15 protein-coding genes and 1 tRNA gene are annotated in these 17,479 nt (G+C 59.8%); 6 read left to right on the top strand and 10 right to left on the bottom strand.

Annotation, left to right across the window (positions count from 1 at the left end; all coding sequences use genetic code 11):
- Positions 1-16: 16 nt before the first annotated feature.
- Positions 17-1,234 (top strand): MFS transporter, encoded by a 1,218-nt coding sequence (locus DJFAAGMI_RS21140; protein ID WP_211458902.1) that lies wholly within the window; start codon positions 17-19, stop codon positions 1,232-1,234.
- A gap of 178 nt (positions 1,235-1,412) precedes the next feature.
- On the opposite strand, the gene tssA is transcribed toward DJFAAGMI_RS21140, so the two are convergent.
- The gene (gene tssA / locus DJFAAGMI_RS21135; RefSeq protein ID WP_211458900.1) at positions 1,413-2,522 is read right to left on the bottom strand and encodes a type VI secretion system protein TssA; all 1,110 of its coding nucleotides are present in this window, start codon (positions 2,520-2,522) and stop codon (positions 1,413-1,415) included.
- A 541-nt stretch (positions 2,523-3,063) separates the two neighbouring features.
- A tRNA-Val gene (locus DJFAAGMI_RS21130) sits at positions 3,064-3,140 on the bottom strand.
- A gap of 174 nt (positions 3,141-3,314) precedes the next feature.
- Between DJFAAGMI_RS21130 and DJFAAGMI_RS21125 the strand changes: the two genes are divergently transcribed.
- Positions 3,315-4,235: a Dyp-type peroxidase gene (locus tag DJFAAGMI_RS21125; protein ID WP_211458898.1), complete on the top strand. Its 921-nt coding sequence runs from the start codon at positions 3,315-3,317 to the stop codon at positions 4,233-4,235.
- A gap of 82 nt (positions 4,236-4,317) precedes the next feature.
- On the opposite strand, the gene DJFAAGMI_RS21120 is transcribed toward DJFAAGMI_RS21125, so the two are convergent.
- Both DJFAAGMI_RS21120 and DJFAAGMI_RS21115 read right to left on the bottom strand, forming a co-directional pair.
- Entirely contained in the window at positions 4,318-4,749 is a 432-nt protein-coding gene (locus DJFAAGMI_RS21120) for an ExbD/TolR family protein (protein WP_211458896.1), read from the bottom strand.
- Positions 4,750-4,768: 19 nt separating this feature from the next.
- Positions 4,769-5,401: a MotA/TolQ/ExbB proton channel family protein gene (locus tag DJFAAGMI_RS21115; RefSeq protein ID WP_043007850.1), complete on the bottom strand. Its 633-nt coding sequence runs from the start codon at positions 5,399-5,401 to the stop codon at positions 4,769-4,771.
- A 438-nt stretch (positions 5,402-5,839) separates the two neighbouring features.
- On the opposite strand from DJFAAGMI_RS21115, the gene xseA reads away from it, so the two are divergent.
- Both xseA and DJFAAGMI_RS21105 read left to right on the top strand, forming a co-directional pair.
- Entirely contained in the window at positions 5,840-7,186 is a 1,347-nt protein-coding gene (gene xseA, locus DJFAAGMI_RS21110; RefSeq protein WP_419095621.1) for an exodeoxyribonuclease VII large subunit, read from the top strand.
- A 325-nt stretch (positions 7,187-7,511) separates the two neighbouring features.
- A complete protein-coding gene (locus DJFAAGMI_RS21105) occupies positions 7,512-8,096 on the top strand; it encodes a superoxide dismutase (RefSeq protein ID WP_043007846.1) in 585 nt (194 codons plus the stop codon).
- A gap of 185 nt (positions 8,097-8,281) precedes the next feature.
- Here DJFAAGMI_RS21105 and DJFAAGMI_RS21100 read toward each other — a convergent pair whose 3' ends face one another.
- Both DJFAAGMI_RS21100 and DJFAAGMI_RS21095 read right to left on the bottom strand, forming a co-directional pair.
- Positions 8,282-8,851: an SMI1/KNR4 family protein gene (locus tag DJFAAGMI_RS21100; RefSeq protein WP_211458892.1), complete on the bottom strand. Its 570-nt coding sequence runs from the start codon at positions 8,849-8,851 to the stop codon at positions 8,282-8,284.
- A 416-nt stretch (positions 8,852-9,267) separates the two neighbouring features.
- The gene (locus DJFAAGMI_RS21095; RefSeq protein WP_211458890.1) at positions 9,268-10,041 is read right to left on the bottom strand and encodes an AraC family transcriptional regulator; all 774 of its coding nucleotides are present in this window, start codon (positions 10,039-10,041) and stop codon (positions 9,268-9,270) included.
- A gap of 179 nt (positions 10,042-10,220) precedes the next feature.
- Between DJFAAGMI_RS21095 and DJFAAGMI_RS21090 the strand changes: the two genes are divergently transcribed.
- Together DJFAAGMI_RS21090 and DJFAAGMI_RS21085 are read left to right on the top strand one after the other, a co-directional pair.
- Entirely contained in the window at positions 10,221-11,456 is a 1,236-nt protein-coding gene (locus DJFAAGMI_RS21090) for an MFS transporter (RefSeq protein ID WP_211458888.1), read from the top strand.
- Between the two features lie 438 nt (positions 11,457-11,894).
- Positions 11,895-12,263, top strand: coding sequence for a DUF1428 domain-containing protein (locus DJFAAGMI_RS21085; RefSeq protein ID WP_211458886.1), 369 nt, complete (start codon positions 11,895-11,897; stop codon positions 12,261-12,263).
- 199 nt (positions 12,264-12,462) lie between these two features.
- Here the strand turns inward: DJFAAGMI_RS21085 and DJFAAGMI_RS21080 are convergent, their stop codons facing one another.
- The 4 genes from DJFAAGMI_RS21080 to DJFAAGMI_RS21065 all read right to left on the bottom strand — a co-directional run bounded on the left by DJFAAGMI_RS21080 (position 12,463) and on the right by DJFAAGMI_RS21065 (position 17,335).
- Entirely contained in the window at positions 12,463-13,980 is a 1,518-nt protein-coding gene (locus tag DJFAAGMI_RS21080; protein WP_211458885.1) for a PepSY domain-containing protein, read from the bottom strand.
- Positions 13,981-13,991: 11 nt separating this feature from the next.
- A complete protein-coding gene (locus tag DJFAAGMI_RS21075; RefSeq protein ID WP_211458884.1) occupies positions 13,992-16,178 on the bottom strand; it encodes a TonB-dependent receptor in 2,187 nt (728 codons plus the stop codon).
- A gap of 90 nt (positions 16,179-16,268) precedes the next feature.
- Complete coding sequence (locus tag DJFAAGMI_RS21070) at positions 16,269-16,628, bottom strand: DUF2946 family protein (RefSeq protein ID WP_043007835.1); 360 nt, start codon at positions 16,626-16,628, stop codon at positions 16,269-16,271.
- Between the two features lie 413 nt (positions 16,629-17,041).
- Positions 17,042-17,335 (bottom strand): H-NS histone family protein, encoded by a 294-nt coding sequence (locus DJFAAGMI_RS21065; RefSeq protein ID WP_211458883.1) that lies wholly within the window; start codon positions 17,333-17,335, stop codon positions 17,042-17,044.
- Between the last annotated feature and the right edge of the window lie 144 nt (positions 17,336-17,479).

The following is a 17,479-nucleotide window of genomic DNA, read 5'->3' as shown; positions in this document are numbered from 1 at the left end:
GAAACTAGATTTGACAATGTCTCAGAATTCTCCCCGTGTTGCACCGGCCATGCCACGAAAGCTCGTGGCTCTTTATTCCTGTACCAGCGGTGCAAGCGTCGCCAACGTTTACTTTGCGCAGCCGTTGCTCGACCGATTGGCGGCGGACTTTGGCGTCTCGCTCGGCGCGATTGGTGGTGTGGTTACTGCAACGCAGGCTGGCTCGGTGCTTGCCTTGCTATTCCTCGTGCCTCTGGGGGACCAGCTTGATCGCCGTCGGCTCGCCCGATGGCAGCTGGTCAGCCTTGTTCTTGCTCTTGTCTGGCTGGCGATGGTCCAGAGCGCCATCGGCCTGATGGCGGGCATGCTGGTCGTGGGACTGCTTGGCACTGCGATGACACAGGGGATGATTGCCTACGCGGCAAGCGTTGCTGCACCTCAGGAGCGAGGACGGGTGGTGGGAGCCGCTCAGGCGGGTGTGGTCGTGGGGCTGTTGCTCGCGAGAGTCTGGTCCGGAGTGATTGCGGATCTGAGCAGTTGGCGCGGCGTGTATGCCGGCTCGGCGGTGCTCATGTGCATGCTTGCCGCGCTGATCTGGCGAAACTTGCCGCCTCAGATAGCGCCTGTTCAGCGTCTGTCGTATTTCGAACTTGTCGGCTCGATGCTTGCACTGCTGCGGACGAACCGGGTACTTCAGATTCGAGGCATGCTGGCGCTGCTGATGTTCGCCGTGTTCAGCATCTTCTGGAGTGCGCTGGCTCTGCCACTGAGTGCTCCACCGTTGTCGCTGCCGCATTCGGCGATTGGCGCATTTGGGCTGATCGGCGCAGCAGGGGCCCTCATTGCCGGCCGAGCCGGCCGATGGGCCGACCGGGGCTTGAGTCACAGGGTCAGCGCGGCAGCCCTGGTTTTGCTACTGCTTGCGTGGATACCGCTGAGTTTTCTGGACGTATCGCTGTGGTGGCTGGCTGTCGGTATCCTGCTGCTCGACCTGGGCTGCCAGGCACTGCATGTCACCAACCAGGCCATGATTTTTGAAAGTTCGACACAGGCGCATAGCCGGCTGGTCGCTTGCTACATGCTGTTCTACGCGATGGGCAGCGGCGCCGGTGCACTGGCTTCCACCGCAGTCTATGCGCGGGGTGGCTGGATTGGCGTCTGCATATTGGGCGCCTGCGTGAGTGTGGTTGCGTTCATGGTCTGGGCAGCGAGCGTGCAACGAAGCGGCGCTCGAAGCGTCTGCGCTCAGTCATGAAAATGCTTGCCCATACCTGAGCCGGTTTCACTACGGGCTCAGCGCCGCACGCATCTCCTTGGCAAGCGGCAAGATCCGCTGTGGGCCTCCGGCTCAGCCGCAACCGGAGCATGCGTTAGGTTCAGCCGGAATATACAGAGGCTAGGCTGTGCTGCCTTGTGGTGAGCTCGAGACCGCGTTAGCCATTGTTGTTCACTCGTGCGTGGCTGCTCACGCCTAGCATCTCTTCGAGTTGAGCCAGTTCATCATCGTTCTTGATGACATGCTTGAGCCACTCATGCAGAGGCAACCGGGCCCAGCGCGCGGCCTTCTGGGCCATATAGGCGGCAGGGCTGGATGGCTCGGTACGTTCAAAGAAGGCGGCGACCTGCTCGAGAAGAGCAATGGCATCTGCGCGAGTACGCACAGGCGTGTCGGAGTGCGATCCGTATTCCGATCCCGTTGGCGCAGGCACGCGAGCGGCATTTTCGAAAGGTGCGGAATCGGCAGCGGCCTCATCAGCGGTGGGCAACTGAATGAGTTCATCATTGGCGCCCCAACGCCGAGCAAGATGCTGAAGATCTTCCAATGCAGCCCATATGGCTGCAAAGCTGGGGGCTTCATCGCCCAGTCTGTCATTCAGCGTGTCCTCCAAGGACTTCGACGCTGCACGGAATTGAGCCAGTTGCGCGGCCAGCACTTTCAGGCTGCTGTCGGGAACCGAGGATCGCTGTTTCTCCAGCTCTTCAAGAGTTGTTTTGCCCTTCACAATTTCATGCGCTTCGGAAGGATGGCGCCGTAGCGCTTGATCCAGCGCCACTGCGGCTTGCCAGGCCAGCATATTGATGCGAATGCTGCCGGACTGCAGCAGAGGTGCATTTCCCAACTGCTCTACGGAGCGTTTGAGAAACCAGCTGATATTGCCGATACGAGCCCCCATATCGCCATCTTCCGGCTGCGGGTGAAGGCTGTCCCAATAGCGAGCTGCCAAAGCGCCGAGCAATGCATAGCCTTGCGTCAGACCAGGCAGGCCGTGCTGGCTGGCCAAGGCGTCAGTAAGCCATATGGCTAGTCGAAGGTCTTTGGTTTGCTCCTGAAGCAATTGAATGCAACGCTGCGTGACAAATGGCAGGTCTGCTTCCTTGCGGGCCGTGATCCATTCACCTTGATCGAGTGACGGATCTTCCTGTTGACGCGCACTCTGTATTTCGTCGAACTCCGTGCTCAGCAGCATGTCTGGTCCACCAGGATCCTCGGTCGTGACGGGCCGCAGCAGATCATTGAGGTCAAAGAGTGTGATGGACGACATGGGCTGGAGTTGATGTGTGTCAGAGCAAAAAATCAAGCGTATATGCAATAAATTCTGAAAGTATTGAGGAATATCCAGAGTCTGCAAGATTTCACGAGTTCGCCTGTGCCACCCGCCTGCGGGCAGGTGACTTCCTCGCTGTGCTGCATTTCTGGTAAGCGATGTTCTGCCTCGCGGCACCCGCCAGTCCGGCGGTTGACTGTTTTCCAGGAGCTCTTGCTTAACGAAGCAGGGCTGGTTGGAGCCTGAGGGAGACGACAAAGACGCGCATCAGGAGTCACTGATCTACTGGTGCTTGAGACCTCGATGAAGTCTTCAGTGTCAGATGCTCCCAGCTCCCGACATTGCTGGTACTGTTTCTTTGGTTCAACCGGCGCCGGTGTAGCCATAGCCGGACTGAAGTTGCAGGGCGGGATAAGCAAGTTTTTGCGTGCCATCCATTCATCGCGTTTTGACGCGCCTGTTCCGAAATGCAAAAACAAAAAAGCCCGCTGTGAAGCGGGCTGTCTTGTTTGCAAGCTCTGGTTTTGCTTGCGATATTTGGTAGGCGCGATTGGACTCGAACCAACGACCCCCACCATGTCAAGGTGGTGCTCTAACCAGCTGAGCTACGCGCCTGTCGTCGATGGGATGAATTCTAGCAGCGGAAAAATGGTGGTTTGGGCAAAGTCGCGACTTTTTTGCGTTCGAGCCCCATTTTTCTCATTCTGCTACCTGGTCAAGGCTTGGCTGGGGACTGCTGATTCGCTACTAAACTTTGATGTGTTTTCCATCCAATGAATCGGCAACCCCATGACAAAAGCACAAGCAGGCATTCTGGCGTCTCTTCCTGAGCAGGGACGCTATGTTTTTTTCACCTTGGCCGGTGCAGGTACAGATTTGCAGGACAGCCTGAGGAAATTGCAGGCAAATGCTGACGGTCAGCAGGTAGTGGTGGGTCTGGGCCTGCAGGTGCTGCAGCAACTGGACAGGAAGCTGCCGCTGATGCGCGAGTTCCCCCCGCTCAAGGGCCCTGAGTTCGCAGCGCCCAGCACACCTTACGCGCTGTGCCTGTGGCTGCGTAACGACCAGCGCGGTGAACTGGTCACTTTGACGGCTAGGCTGGCGACCTTGCTGGCGCCGGCCTTCAAGCTTGATCATGTGGTGGATGCCTTTGTGCACCAGCGCTCGGATAACGGCCACGGCCGGGATCTGACGGGCTATGAAGACGGCACCGAGAACCCCGAGGAGGAGGATGCCGTGGCTGCCGGCATTGCAGCAGAGCAGGGGGCTGGGCTGGATGGCTGCAGCTACTGGGCCTTGCAGCAGTGGCAGCACGACTATTCGGCCTTTGAAGGCATGAGCACCATTCAGCAGGACCATGCCGTGGGTCGCCGTCGCAGCGACAACGAGGAGCTGGACGATGCTCCGGAGTCGGCCCATGTCAAGCGCACGGCGCAGGAGAGCTTTGAGCCTGAAGCCTTTGTGGTGCGCCGCTCCATGCCCTGGTGGAGCGTCAGTCCGCAGGGCAGCGATCACAGCGGATTGATGTTCTCTGCCTTTGGTTGCAGCTTTGACGCGTTCGAGGCCCAGATGCGCCGCATGCTGGGCATGGATGACGGTATCAGCGACGGGCTGTTTCGTTTCTCCAGGCCGCTGACGGGTTGCTATTTCTGGTGCCCGCCGGTGTCTGGCGGCAGGCTGGATCTGACGGCGCTGGGCCTGCAGGCCTGAGTCAGGACGCGAGGGTAAAGAAAAACGGGCCAGATGGCCCGTTTTTTGTATTTCACCCATAAGGGGATGGAAGCGGGAGTGCCTAGTTGGCCTTGCCTGCGGTGACTGATGACTGGGTCGCAAACGTGATCTGCGACAGTCCGGCGTGGCGGGCCGCCTCCATGACGGTCACGACCGACTGGTGCGGGGAGTTGGCATCGGCGCTGATGATGACCACGCTGTCACGGCCTGCCGTTGCCGCGCCGGAAAGAGCGGCGGCGACGGAGGAGACGCTACGGTCATCCACGCCTTGCTTGTTGACGGAGTAGCGCCCGTCGGCAGAGACACCGACGATGATTTCCTTGGGCCGGTCGCGTTGCTGGTCGGCGTCTGCCACGGGCAGGGTCAGTTGCAGCTCGGTGAACTTGCTGTAAGTGGTGGAGAGCATCAGAAAGATCAGCACCACCAGCAGCACGTCGATGAAGGCGATCAGATTGATCTCGGGCTCATCGCGGTGACGAGGACGGAAGTTCATGATGGATGCGTTCCGCTTCTTACTTGGCAGGCTTGAGGCGGCCCAGATGGCGCACGAACTGCTCGGACGCCAGCTCCATGCCCAGCAGGTAGCCGTCCACCCGCGCGCGGAAATAGCGCCAGAAGATCAGCGACGGAATGGCCACCATCAGACCGAATGCCGTGTTGTAGAGCGCGATCGAGATGCCATGAGCGAGCTGGGCGGGATTGCCGGCGCCTGAGCTGGCACCGGGCTGGGAGCCGAAAATCTCGATCATGCCGATCACCGTGCCCAGCAGGCCCAGCAGCGGCGCTGCCGAGGCGATGGTAGCCAGGGCGCTCAAATACTTTTCGAGCTTGTGGGCGGCGGCGCGTCCTGCGCCTTCCATGGCCGAGCGCAGCTCTTCCTCACTGCTTTCGGGATGTGCCTGGCGAGTGCGAAGGCCGGTGGCCAGCACCTCACCTAGTACCGAGCTTTGCGCCAGTTGCTGGGTGGTTTCTGCACTGGGCAGGTTTTTGTTGGAGACCGAAATCGCTTCGTTGAGCAAATTGGCCGGCGCAACCTTGCTGGCTTTCAGCGAGGCAAAGCGCTCAAAAATCAGGGCCAGAGCCAGAATCGAGCAGGCAATCAAAGGCCAGATAGGCCATCCTGCGGCTTGTATGATCGACAGCAACGTTGCTCTCCCTCGTCGTTCTGAAATTGCAGCCGACGATTATCACCCACTGTCGTGCGGTTGCGAGTCGTTTTTGCGGGCCTGATATGTTGACTTGAGTCAGCGCAGCAAGATCGTCAGGCGAGGCTTGAGCGATTGGAGCTTGTTCAGGCAGCAGGGCACGCGGTGCTTGCGTTTCTTTGCGAATGCTTTCGCTTATATCACAGAAATCTGTGGATAACTTTGTGATCTAGTCGTCGTGCCGGCAGGTTGTTTGCGCTGCAGTGAAGGCATGTTACGAGTTTGACAGCTGTGTGAATGACAATAAATTGTTTTAAATCAATAAGATGGGTTTTGTTCTTAAGGTGATTTTTAGAGTCGTCCCGGATTTGTCGCCGACAAGGCTGGACGCCGACATCTGTGGAGAATCCGGCCCGCGTAAGACCTCGCTGACACCGCATGAATTCAATGTTTGAACGATCAAACCCAGCAGCCACGCAGCATGTATGGGAAGTTAGCGCGCTATGCCACGCCATTGGTGATGCCTTGCAGGCGCGCTTCAATCCAGTTGCGGTGCGTGGCGAACTCAGTGGCTTTTCGCGCGCAGCCAGCGGGCATTGCTATTTCAACCTCAAGGATGCGAGCGGGCAGATTCGCTGCGCCATGTTCCGCCGTGCGGCCGAGCAGGTCGGTTTCTCGCCACGTGATGGCGAGCTGGTCGAAGTCAGAGGGCGCCTAGGCGTCTACGAGCAGCGCGGTGATTTGCAACTGGTGGTGGAGACCATGCAGCGAGCCGGGCAGGGGGCTCTGTTCGAGCAGTTTTTGCGCCTCAAGGCCCAACTGGAGTCAGAGGGGCTGTTCGACCCTGCACGCAAGAGGCCGCTGCCTCCTTTGCCGCGCGGCATCGGCCTGGTCACGTCCCTGGGGGCGGCCGCCTTGCATGACGTGGTGACGGCGCTGCGCCGTCGTGTGCCGCATATCCCGGTGGTGATCGTGCCAGCTCTGGTACAAGGCGCACAGGCGCCGCAGTCACTGGTGCAGGCACTGTCAAAGCTGTATCGGCTGGCGCAAGACGGGCAGGGCCCAAGCGGCAATCTGACTGCTGACTCCGCACGGAAGCCGGTGATTGACACCATCTTGCTGGTGCGCGGTGGCGGTTCGCTGGAAGACCTCTGGGCTTTCAACGACGAACAGCTGGCGCGCACCATTGTGCAAAGCCCGGTGCCGCTGATCAGTGGCGTGGGCCATGAGACTGATTTCACCATTGCCGATTTCTGCGCCGATCTGCGCGCGCCCACGCCCACGGCAGCGGCCGAGCTGGTGACCCAGCCGCGCGAGGTCTGGTTGGGCGCGTTGGGCCTGATGGGAGACCGTCTGGACAACGCCGTGCAGCGTGTGATGGATCGCCAGGCCCAGCGCCTGGATATGGCGGCCCAGCGCCTGGGCCGACCCAGCGAGCAGCTGACACGCAATCAGTTGCAGCTCAGCCGACAAGCGCAGCGTCTGCGCCATGCGATGCTACTTAAATTGCAGCATCTATCGCAGAGCCAGCAAGCGCTTCAGGCTTATTTTCCTAATATTCTCCGGCGCAGCCTGGAGCAGCAAAGGCACAAGCTCGATCGTATCGACCTGCGCATGCAGTTGCTGGACCCCCGCCTGGTGCTGCAGCGCGGCTATGCCTTGCTGACGGATGAGCAGGGCAGGCCTGTGACAAAGGTTGGACAGGCCCTGCCGGGAGCGGCGCTGAAGGCCCAGTTGTCGGACGGGGCGGTGGATGTGGTGGTCACTCAGCCGCGTCTGCTTTGAGGCTTGCCAGCCACAAGCTGGCCACAAAACACCTCCACGCTCACCGGGTTCTTCATCAGAACTCTTTTGCAATCGGCGCAGGCAATGCAGTAGGGTCCAGCGTTCATGCGCTGTAAGCCGTGAGCGCATGCTTTTTCCTGCGTGCGCAATAGTCCTGATGAATGGCGCGCAGCCTCTCAGTTCTTTCTACAATGGTTCGGTTAGTGCAATACTTGACGTCTGCAGTACAGCAATGTGCTTGCCGCCCTGGCCGGCAAAACGGTCACCGCTCAGGCGCCATGGCACTGGACGGCTCCCAAAAATTTCAACCACGAGGAAAACCATCATGGAACGCACCCTGCCCCCCCTGCCATACGCTATTGATGCACTGGCTCCGTTCGGCTACAGCCAGGAAACGCTGGAATTCCATCACGGCAAGCACCATAACGCCTATGTGGTGAACCTGAACAACCTGCAAAAGGGTACAGAGTTCGAAAACATGGATCTGGAAGAAGTCGTCAAGAAGTCTTCCGGCGGCATCTACAACAACGCTGCCCAGATCTGGAACCACACCTTCTTCTGGAACTGCATGACTCCCAACGGCGGCGCAGAACCTACAGGCGCTCTGGCCGATGCCATCAACAAGAAGTGGGGCTCCTACGCCGAGTTCAAGAAGGCTTTCGTGGCTTCGGCTGCTGGCAATTTCGGTTCTGGCTGGACCTGGCTGGTGAAGAAGGCCGACGGTTCCGTGGACATCGTCAACATGGGCGCTGCCGGTACCCCCCTGACCACCGCCGACAAGGCGCTGCTGACCGTGGACGTGTGGGAACACGCTTACTACATCGACTACCGCAACCTGCGTCCCAAGTTTGTCGAAACCTTCCTGGAAAAGCTGGTGAACTGGAAGTTCGCTGAAGCCAACTTCGCTTGATGCTGCACAGCTGCGGTCTCTGACCGCAGGCCGTCTGCATTGACGAATGGGCCCACGATATTGCTATCGTGGGCCCATTGTTTTTTGCGTTGGTGTGCCGGGAGCGACGGCGAAGGTTGCCGGACGGGGCCCGGTGATGCCTCGCCGCCATTGCCCGCCGGTGGCCCGATCTGCATAGCCTGGCTTCATTCAAGTTCGTCTAGCGGGCCGTTCAGGAACTCCTCTCTGTCGGAGTCGATGGAATCGGCTGCCGCCTGCAGGTAGGCGCCGAAGCTGGGCGCGATCCACTGGATCTGGTCGGGGTCGTGTACGTAGGCGATGATCTGGCCACGCTGGCCTTCAGGACCGGGGTGTTGATCGACCAGCAGCACGATATCTCCGTAAAAGCTGGCAAATGGCTGCCAGCCGGCCTGCCACCAGCGCCCACTCAGGCGTGGGTCCTGTGACGCAGGACCGGCCAGGTCCCACATGCGTTGGGCCCGCTTTTCCATGCCGGCTGCCTGGGTCGTTGCCTGTGCTGGCGTGAGAAGGTCCAGTGCATCCACAAAGCCCGGCCGCTGGAATAGGGGCTGGGTGCTGTCGGAACTGCTGCCCGCCGTCAGACGCCAGAGGGCTGCGAGATCGGGATCCAGCGGCCCGAGCTTTGCCGCCAGAGCGGCCAGCTCTTGCTCGCTGGCCGGAGGCATCGGATCGAAGGGCAACTGGAATGCGGCATAAACGGCCTGTAAATGCGCAAGATACTGATCAGGTCTCATGGTGATTGGAGCGCCTTCATCGGAAGTGGATGGATTGGAGAGAGGCGGCCGTTGGGCTCGGAGATCGGAGTGGGAAGTTCAGGGAGTGACCCATGTTCGCAGGAAACTGCGACCGATCGAGGCTTAGGAGACCTCGCAATGGGAGAGCTTCCAGAGGGTACGCCAGTCAGAGGAGTATTTCTGCGCTGAATGGGCCGACGCCGGTGATGTCGCATGTTCTTTGGCGAGGTTTTGCAGCTAGTTCGGCGGACGCAGTGGCGCATCGATCGGCTTTTCGTGAGCCGGTCGCTTTGAGATACGAGGAGATTCAGCTTGGGGCAGCTCGTCCCTGGCTCAGAGGACGCTCACAGATGGACTATGGCTGGCCGTTCGATATTGATCGCGTTCGAAGAGCTGTAGCCAGATGAGGCACGGAGTCATTGGTAGAAACTGGACGGCGGGGTCTTGAAGTGGCGCCTGAACATCGCAGCAAACGCACTCGGGCTGGAGTAGCCGCAGTCCAGGGCCACATCGATGAGCTTGTCGCCCTCGGCGATCCGGCGCAAGGCGTGGAGCAGGCGCGCCTGTTCACGCCACTGCGCGAAAGTCATACCGGTTTCCTTGGCAAAAAGCCGGTGCAATGTTCGCTCGGCCACGCCTATGGATTGCGCCCAGTCGGCGGCACTGGATGTATCCGAGGGATGTTCGGACAAGGCATCGCATATCGAGCGTATCCGCGTGTCGACCGGCATGGGCAGGTGCAGCGGTATGGTGCTGGAGACTCGAAGTTCGTAGACCAGCAAGTCCAACAGCAAGGCTTCGCGGCCTTCAACCTGTGCGGTTGGCGCAATTCTGACGGCTTCGACCAGCAGTTCGCGCAATAACGGCGATACGTTGATGACGCAACTTTCGGCGGGCAGATTCGCAATCTTTGTCTCGTCGATGTACGCGGTGCGCATCAGCACATCACCGGACATGGTCACATTGTGTCGCAGCCCCGCGAGCATCCACAGAGCCCGGTTGGGCGGAACCACCCAGGAGCCGATGTCCGAGTGCACCACCATCACACCATCGGTGGCGTACAGCAGCTGCCCCCTAGGGTGTGAGTGCCATCCAGTAGAGCTTCCCGTCGGCCAGGCGTTCTCCATGACGACCAAAGGGCGCGGCAGGTTGTCAAAGTGCTTGTGCTCTTCTGATGGATGGGCGTGCATGGCAGAAACTCTACAGAAGTTGGCAGATCAGCGTGCGACTGCCGTTCAGCTTCTCGGTACGCTTGAGTGCTGGCAGTGACCTTGATCATCCTCAAGGTCTAGATGCCCGAATCCATTTTGTCCATTGGGTCTGTCGAACTTCTCATTCGCAGGCTTCCATCTGCTCTATGAGCCTTTCCATGTCTGCGAAATCTGCAACGCTCGACGCGCCGGCCGTGTCATCTTCTGGATCAGTGGCGGAGCAAAAGCCACACGGCTTTTTGCTGCCCATCGTCGGAGGCGCGGCCTTTGCCCACCTGCTCAACGACCTGATCCAGGCCATGCTGCCGTCGATCTATCCTCTGCTCAAGTCGAATTTCTCGCTCAGCTTCGGGCAGATCGGCATCATCGCCCTTGTTTATCAGGTCACAGCCTCCCTGCTGCAACCCTGGATCGGGATGTACACCGACAAGCATCCCAAGCCCTACCTGCTGCCTTCTGGCATGGTGATGACCTTGATTGGCATTGCACTGATAGCCACGGCAAATTCCTTTCCCATGCTGCTGATCGCCTCGGCCGTCATCGGCGTGGGCTCTGCCACTTTCCACCCCGAAGCATCGCGCATAGCGCGTCTGGCGTCGGGTGGCCGCTTCGGCACGGCGCAGTCCACCTTCCAGGTCGGCGGCAATACCGGAAGCGCCATCGGGCCGCTTCTCACGGCCGCCATCGTCATACCGCTCGGCCAGGGCGGAGTAGCCTGGTTCATGCTCGTGGCACTGGTCGCCATTTTTGTGCTGTATCGCCTTACGGTGTGGGTGCAGCATCATGGTCAGGCCAAGGCCAAGAGTCTGGCCAGGAGCCATGGAGCCGGCCTCAGCCGGGCCCATGTGATCCAGGCCGTGATCGTCATCTGTATTCTGATGTTTGCGAAATTTGTCTACATCGCATCGTTCACGAATTACTTCACCTTCTACTTGATCGAGCGCTTCGACCTCAGCGTGCAGCAAAGCCAGATGTTCCTTTTCATGTTCCTCGCTGCTGTCGCTGCTGGAACGTTCGCGGGCGGTCCGGTGGGTGATCGCATGGGGCGTAAGGCCGTCATCTGGATTTCCTTTCTCGGCGTTGCTCCGTTCGCCCTCGCGCTTCCCTACGCAAACCTGTTCTGGACGGCGGTACTGGCCATCACCGTGGGTCTGGTGATGTCATCGGCATTCGCAGCACTGGTTGTCTACGCACAGGAGGCTGTTCCCGGTCGCGTGGGACTGGTATCTGGCCTGATGTTTGGTCTGATGTTCGGCATTGGTGGCATCGGCGCCGCCGGCCTTGGCGAACTGGCAGATATAAAGGGCATCGTCTGGGTCTACGGAGTCACATCGTTCCTGCCTTTGCTGGGTCTGGCCACAGCCTTTCTCCCCAGCACGCACCACAAGGCGTGATCTTCAGGCCTGTGACGATCGCTTCCGGGCCATGTCCTGCAAGGGCGCGCGGCTTCCAGATGCCCGCAATGCAAGTCCGCTGATGGACACCTGCTTCGCGCAGGCAGAGTCAAGGTCTAGCTGCGGGCGATCCGGCCAGAAGCCGTCGGTCACAAACGTCAGCCTTTGTGCACAGTAGCGGCGGTACCATCGAACCCAAAGCCGTCACCACCTTCCCGGCGAACCAGCCAATCAAGCCTAGGGCCAGCATGCCTGGGCATTGGTCTGGTTGCAGTTCGCCACAGACAATGTTGAATGCTCAGGCTCGGCTTCCATTGCCCGAGCCTGAGCTGCGAGCCCAAAGGGTCCACGTTGAAAGCAATGCAGCGGCGGACCCGGCGGGCATTCTGTAGCGGTGTTGTTCAAGCACCGACGGGCCAACTTGGCAGGAGTGAAAACATGTCATATATCGATGGTTTCGTGATCGCAGTCCCCACCGCCAACAAGGAAAAATTCATCGAGCACGCACGCAAGCTCGATCCGATATTCATCGAACTGGGGGCAATCCGCGTGATAGAGGGGTGGGGCGATGATGTCCCCGAGGGCAAGGTCACGGATTTCCGGCGCTCCGTCCTGGCCACGGCCGAAGAGACGGTGGCTTTCTCCTGGGTTGAATGGCCGGACAAGGCCACGCGCGATGCCGCCATGAAGAAGATGATGGAGGACCCGCGCATGGACCCGTCAGCTCCCGGCAACCCGCCCATGCCCTTCGACGGCATGCGCATGATCTTCGGTGGCTTTGAACAGGTCGTCGAGGTGAAGGCATGAACCCTGCACCGTGCCACTGATTGAGGGTTGCTGATTGGCTCGCCAACGGCCTCACTTCACAGTTGGCTGCGGCATCGGCTTGCGTCAATCCCCGGCGCAAGCGCAGCCGGGAATGTGCAACGCCCGACCCGGAACAAGGCCGGGCGTCTTTTCATGGCGATGGCACGCGAGTCTGGGCAGTAGCCCTATACGGCCCAGATCAGGCTCGGAGCTTGTGGCTGATGAATAGCTTGAGCCGTCTGTAGCCCAGCACGATGCCTGTGAGTGCCAGCGCAAATGCACCCAGGCTGAGCAAGACCAGCATGACATCTCGCGGCCAAGCACTGCGCAGCATCCACGGCAAGTCCCAGCTGTGCAGGAAATTGAACAACCACCTGCCTGTACGCTGGCTACGGTCCAGGCTCAGCACCACATCACCGGAGTACGGGCTGATGTAGACGATGGTGCTGCCCGGATCCTCGAACTGCACCCTGAGTACGGGTAGCTCGCGCGCCGCTGCCGCATACATGGAGGCCGCGCCCCGACGGTAGTAGTAGGCGTCGTATTCGTTCAACCAGGCGGTGGAGCGTATGGCATAGGGCAGCAGCCTCTGCGCAGCCTGCTCCAGCAGAGACCGCTCAAGTGTGCGCTCCACCTTGGGAGCCACCGCATTTGCGGGCAGCACGCGGGCGTCACCCGCTCCGTCAAAGGCCAGCAGATAGGGGTGCCCGTTCAGCCATTTCCATTCGATCTCGCGCGTGTCAAAGCCCTGGGCATCGAGCAGTGTCAGTGCTTGGTGCGTGGAGAGTCCAAAGCTCGTGGCACCAGTGACCGCATGCTGGTAGGCGCGCAGGTCGGGACGGGTTCCCTGCGGGCTGAAGAGTCCCAGTGGATTCATGGACATCAGACCGCTGAAAATCCAGCAGGTCATCACTGCCCCGAATACGAGGCCCGTGATGTGGTGCCAGCGCATCTGGAACTCCCGATAAGGAGTCTTGGAGCCAGATTTGTAGCGGCCATTGAAGCGCCATCGCCAGATGCCCACGAAGGTGCCGGTGATCGCAGACAAGGTTCCCAAGCCGGATAGGCCGATGACCAACCAGCTCCATACGGGATCCCTGGAGCCATCGCGGAACATGTATACCCAGTGAAGCCAAGCCCCCACGTAGTTCCAGTAGCGTTGATGACGCGGCACATCCATGACCACCTCACCAGTGCTTGAGGAGATGTACAGCAGGCTTGATGCGGAATCATCCATCTGGACCTTGATGAGAGGCCTATGGGGATTCAGCAGGGCCGAGTGCGTCCAGCGATCGTCCTGGGTTCGACCTTGCAGAACGCCATTCGCTCCAGACGCGAATGCCCGGGCGCTATGCAGTGCGGTTGCGTCATCGGGTGGCGGAGCAACAGCGCCCGTCCCGGCATCAACGACTCGCAGCGTGCCGTCAGCCTCCCTGAGCCGGTAGCTGGGGCGGCCTGCAATCGTGGTGAGTGTGAGCTGCTGCACCTTGTCCGGAGATGGGCTGTGCTTGAGCGCGGACTCGACCGGGAGGCAGCACTGACCGGTGCTCAGAGAGGGCAGTGCGCGCAGATGCTCGGACGGCAGCAGCTTGGGGTAGCCGACAAAGAGCATGACCACTCCGCTGAAGACCCATAGGGCCATCAGCACACAGGCAGCCACTGCTGTCCATCGATGCACCAGGAACACCAACCGTTTGGCATGGGCGGAAGTCCACATCAGCGGCCCGATCAGAAACGATGGTTCAAAGTCAGCTCGACACGTCGTCCTTCCCCGACAAACCACTGGGTATTGGTGTAGTAGGAAGTCGTGAAGTAGTGCTTGTCGAAGAGGTTGAACCCGCGCACTGTGAGCGTGGTGGCCTTGGTTGCCTTCCATTGCAGCGCCAGGTCAGCGGTGGTGTATGCCGGCAGCTTCAAGGTGTTTGCGTTATCTGCATAGCGCTTGCCCACATGGCGCAGACCGCCGGACAGCGTCCAGTCAGGCACGAGCTTCCAGCTGACCCAGACATTGGCAACGCGTTCCGGTACGTCCGTCGGCACATTGCCGTTACGCGAGACCGTAACGCCGCCTGCCGACTCGCTGAAATCGTCATAACGAGCCCTGAGCAAGGCGATGTTGGCATCGATCTGCACCGTCTTGCCAAGCGGCATCGATAGCGTGCCTTCAATTCCCCTGGACGAACGTTCGCCAACCTGCACGCGCAAGGCAGGGTTGGCGGGATCTCGTGTCAGCAGATTGTTCTTGGTGATGGAATATGCGGCAAGCGTCCAGTCTCCCTTGCCCTCCCAGAACGATTGCTTGACGCCGATCTCGAACTGTTTTCCGGTCGATACATCGAAGGTGGAATTGGCCGTCGACAGCAGAAGCAGGCCGCTGACGGGATCTGCCGCCCTGGAGGCTTGTGCATAGAGTGACAGATCGGGGTCCAGCTTGTAGACGGTGCCAAGGCGCCAACCGGTATTGGAATAGCTGCGCTTGAAGGCTTGATTGCCGGCGACCAGATCCTGGCGTGAGAGGTCCGTGTGGTCGAAGCGCGCGCCCACCACGACAGACCAGCGATCGGTCAGTTCCAGCCTGTCTTCCGCGAACAGCGCATACTGCTCGGCCTTGTTCTGGTAGCGGGGAATGAAAGGGACGGAGCTGTTGTAGTTGCCTGGGACCGGGTTGTAGGGATCCACGGAGCCCGAGCTGCCTGTGTAGGTGTTGTTGGTGTGCTGAAACGATGCCCGATTGACGTCGAACCCCAGGGAGACCTGATTGGCGCGCCCGAACAGACTGCCGCTGAAGCTCACATCCGTCGTGTTGCCTGTCTGGGTCTGGTCGTGACCGATTTCCGTATTGTCCGAGCGGTCGATCAGGCCCGTGGCCGTGTTGTATCGATAGGCTTCCGCATTGCGCCAATAGCGATCACTGCCGATGTGATAGAGCTTGCTGCGCACCACCACCTTGCTGCTGGGGGCCCATTGGGCGAGCAACTCGGTCCAGCGGTCCTTGTACTGAATGCGGCTGTCCGCGACGTTGTAGTTGCGCTCACGGATGGCTGGGTCCTGGACCCCATTGATCAGCGGTGTGCCGAAGTAGCGCATGGGCTTTTGCCTGCCCTGTGCATGCGACAGCTGCAGGTTGAGATCCGGGGTCACATCCCAGCGCAATGCGCCGGAGACTGTGCGATTGCTGGAGTCCCCGCGGTCCACCGAGCCCTGTGATTGATCGCCGCTGACATCCAGGCGGTAGGACCACTGGTCGTTGATTGCGCCGCCGCTGCCAAAGGCCAGCGCACGCCTGCCATTGGTTCCTGCCGTGGCCTGGATTTCGTTCTGAACAGGCCCGCGTGCCGGCTTTTTGGGGATCACGTTGACCACGCCGCCAATGGCGCCGTCACCATAGATCACGGATGCCGGTCCACGTAGAACCTCAATACGCTCGATGGACCAGGTGTCGAAGGGAAAGCTCACCCCGACGCCGCCGTACTGACGCGTGCCGTCGTATAGACGCATGACCGAGGTGGTGTCCGTGAAACCTCTTGCCGAGAGAGAGCTGCCGCTATTGCCCGGATGTCCGAGGCTGGTGATGCCGGTAGATCGCGTGATGGCGTCGACGAGAGCCGTGTCGCCGCGAGCCTCCAGTTGCTCGCGCGTGGTGACCTCGACACTGGCCGGTGTATCGCGTGCACTGAGGTCAAGCCGGCTGCCGGTGCTTACCGCGCGCTCCAGAGAGGTATTGCCCGAAGAGTGAACGGTGACCGTGTCCAGGGTGACATCGGCCTGCGCCCAACCCGCTGAATAGGCCGCGAGAAGAGGCGCGGCTAGCGATAGCTGGGCAACGGTCAGCGCCACATGCCTGCGTTGGAATGGTAGGGACGAAACAGAGCGAGCGCTGCCATCAGGCGTCGCACCAAAAGAGTAAGAGGTCATGGGAAAACTGCGTGCAAGTGGAATCGGCCGGGCAGGGCTGAGCCCGACGGCGATAAGGTGCGGCCGTCTCAGTAGACGGGCACAGCTGACTTACACGAGTGCTGGTGGTCCTCGCGGGGGCAAAGCGGCCCCCACCAGCGCGGCAATGCGCGCAGAAACCACGGGATGCAGTGCCAGGCCGAGCGGCTGTGGCTGTACAAGATGCTGGGAGGTATAGGCCGGAGGTGCTGTGATGGTCAGGCACAGGGGGCAGTCCAGCGAATGATGCAGACCGGGTGTGGCTTGCCCGTCGTCATCCAGCATGATCACCTGCATGCTGCCGCTTGAGGTACAAACAACCTCGATGACTTTGGGATGCACGATGGGTGATGCGACTGCAATTCCCAAAGTCAGCATGAACCACGCCAAAACCAGGCGGGTCAGTGACAGGGAGTTACGCAGCGCTTGCATGGTCGCGCATTATGAAGCCTTCGCGCGGGAACTGAGCAAAGACCTGCGTTTGCCGCGTTTGAGCAGAGTCGAGTCACTCTAATCTTTATGCAATCGAATCCAGCATTCTTGCCAAGGCCTTGCTCTCAAAAGCCTGCGATAAAAAGCGCCTGGTCTTCCAGAGGCCGGGTGTGCTTTTGCTCCTGACCGCGGCAAGCGGTTTCTGGGGCAGCATCGTCCAAGTCTCTGTGGTCAATGAGTTTGCGACGGCCGTGTCGCCAGGAGCGGGGCGTCAGCAGGCCGGTGCAGCCAGTATTTGACGAAGTGACAGTGAGAGAGACCATAAGCCTCAGCGATGCACCGGAAAAGGTGTCGCCGACAGACCGTCGGTCGTGACTGTCTCCGTAAAGAAAAAGTGGCCGCTAGGGCCACTTTTAAATCGCAAACTGCGAACGGTCTTGATCCTTGATCCAGTTCGGCGGCTTTCCTCGGCCGGTCCAGGTCTGGCCAGTCACCGGGTCGCGGTATTTGGGAGCCACTGTGCCTGCCTCGCGCTTTTGCTTTTGCTTGGCTGGAGGAAAGACATCGTCCTGTGTCAGGCCGAAAGCCTCAATCAAATTCTTGATCTTTTGCACCGCGTCCGAGACTTCGGTCTTTCGGGCCGCAGCAATCTGTTGCTCAAGAGCCTCGCGTTGCGCCAACAAATCCTTATAAGAATGTGTACTCATCTAAAAGAGGTCCTATGTAAAGTTATGAACCAGCATTAAAGGGATGCACCCATACATGAGATACGTCGTTTATGCAGTTGGTTCACTTTCAGTCGAAAGTGACCGCGTACATTGTGTCTTGGTTTGAGGTAGGTCAACTTCAAA

It is taken from the genome of Comamonas brasiliensis (genome assembly GCF_018292285.1).
Taxonomy (GTDB): domain Bacteria; phylum Pseudomonadota; class Gammaproteobacteria; order Burkholderiales; family Burkholderiaceae_C; genus Comamonas; species Comamonas brasiliensis.
Note: the sequence above shows the minus strand (reverse complement) of the source record. Positions and strands in the feature narration are given on the sequence as shown.

Bases quoted from the DNA above. Each gene is read 5' to 3' on its own strand.
- DJFAAGMI_RS21120 (WP_211458896.1), bottom strand. From the start codon at position 4,749: ATGAACTTCCGTCCTCGTCACCGCGATGAGCCCGAGATCAATCTGATC.
- DJFAAGMI_RS21140 (WP_211458902.1), top strand. From the start codon at position 17: ATGTCTCAGAATTCTCCCCGTGTTGCACCGGCCATGCCACGAAAGCTC.
- DJFAAGMI_RS21095 (WP_211458890.1), bottom strand. From the start codon at position 10,041: ATGCACGCCCATCCATCAGAAGAGCACAAGCACTTTGACAACCTGCCG.
- DJFAAGMI_RS21085 (WP_211458886.1), top strand. From the start codon at position 11,895: ATGTCATATATCGATGGTTTCGTGATCGCAGTCCCCACCGCCAACAAG.
- DJFAAGMI_RS21075 (WP_211458884.1), bottom strand. From the start codon at position 16,178: ATGACCTCTTACTCTTTTGGTGCGACGCCTGATGGCAGCGCTCGCTCT.
- tssA (WP_211458900.1), bottom strand. From the start codon at position 2,522: ATGTCGTCCATCACACTCTTTGACCTCAATGATCTGCTGCGGCCCGTC.
- DJFAAGMI_RS21070 (WP_043007835.1), bottom strand. From the start codon at position 16,628: ATGCAAGCGCTGCGTAACTCCCTGTCACTGACCCGCCTGGTTTTGGCG.
- DJFAAGMI_RS21125 (WP_211458898.1), top strand. From the start codon at position 3,315: ATGACAAAAGCACAAGCAGGCATTCTGGCGTCTCTTCCTGAGCAGGGA.
- DJFAAGMI_RS21105 (WP_043007846.1), top strand. From the start codon at position 7,512: ATGGAACGCACCCTGCCCCCCCTGCCATACGCTATTGATGCACTGGCT.
- DJFAAGMI_RS21080 (WP_211458885.1), bottom strand. From the start codon at position 13,980: ATGTGGACTTCCGCCCATGCCAAACGGTTGGTGTTCCTGGTGCATCGA.
- xseA (WP_419095621.1), top strand. From the start codon at position 5,840: ATGAATTCAATGTTTGAACGATCAAACCCAGCAGCCACGCAGCATGTA.
- DJFAAGMI_RS21065 (WP_211458883.1), bottom strand. From the start codon at position 17,335: ATGAGTACACATTCTTATAAGGATTTGTTGGCGCAACGCGAGGCTCTT.
- DJFAAGMI_RS21100 (WP_211458892.1), bottom strand. From the start codon at position 8,851: ATGAGACCTGATCAGTATCTTGCGCATTTACAGGCCGTTTATGCCGCA.
- DJFAAGMI_RS21090 (WP_211458888.1), top strand. From the start codon at position 10,221: ATGTCTGCGAAATCTGCAACGCTCGACGCGCCGGCCGTGTCATCTTCT.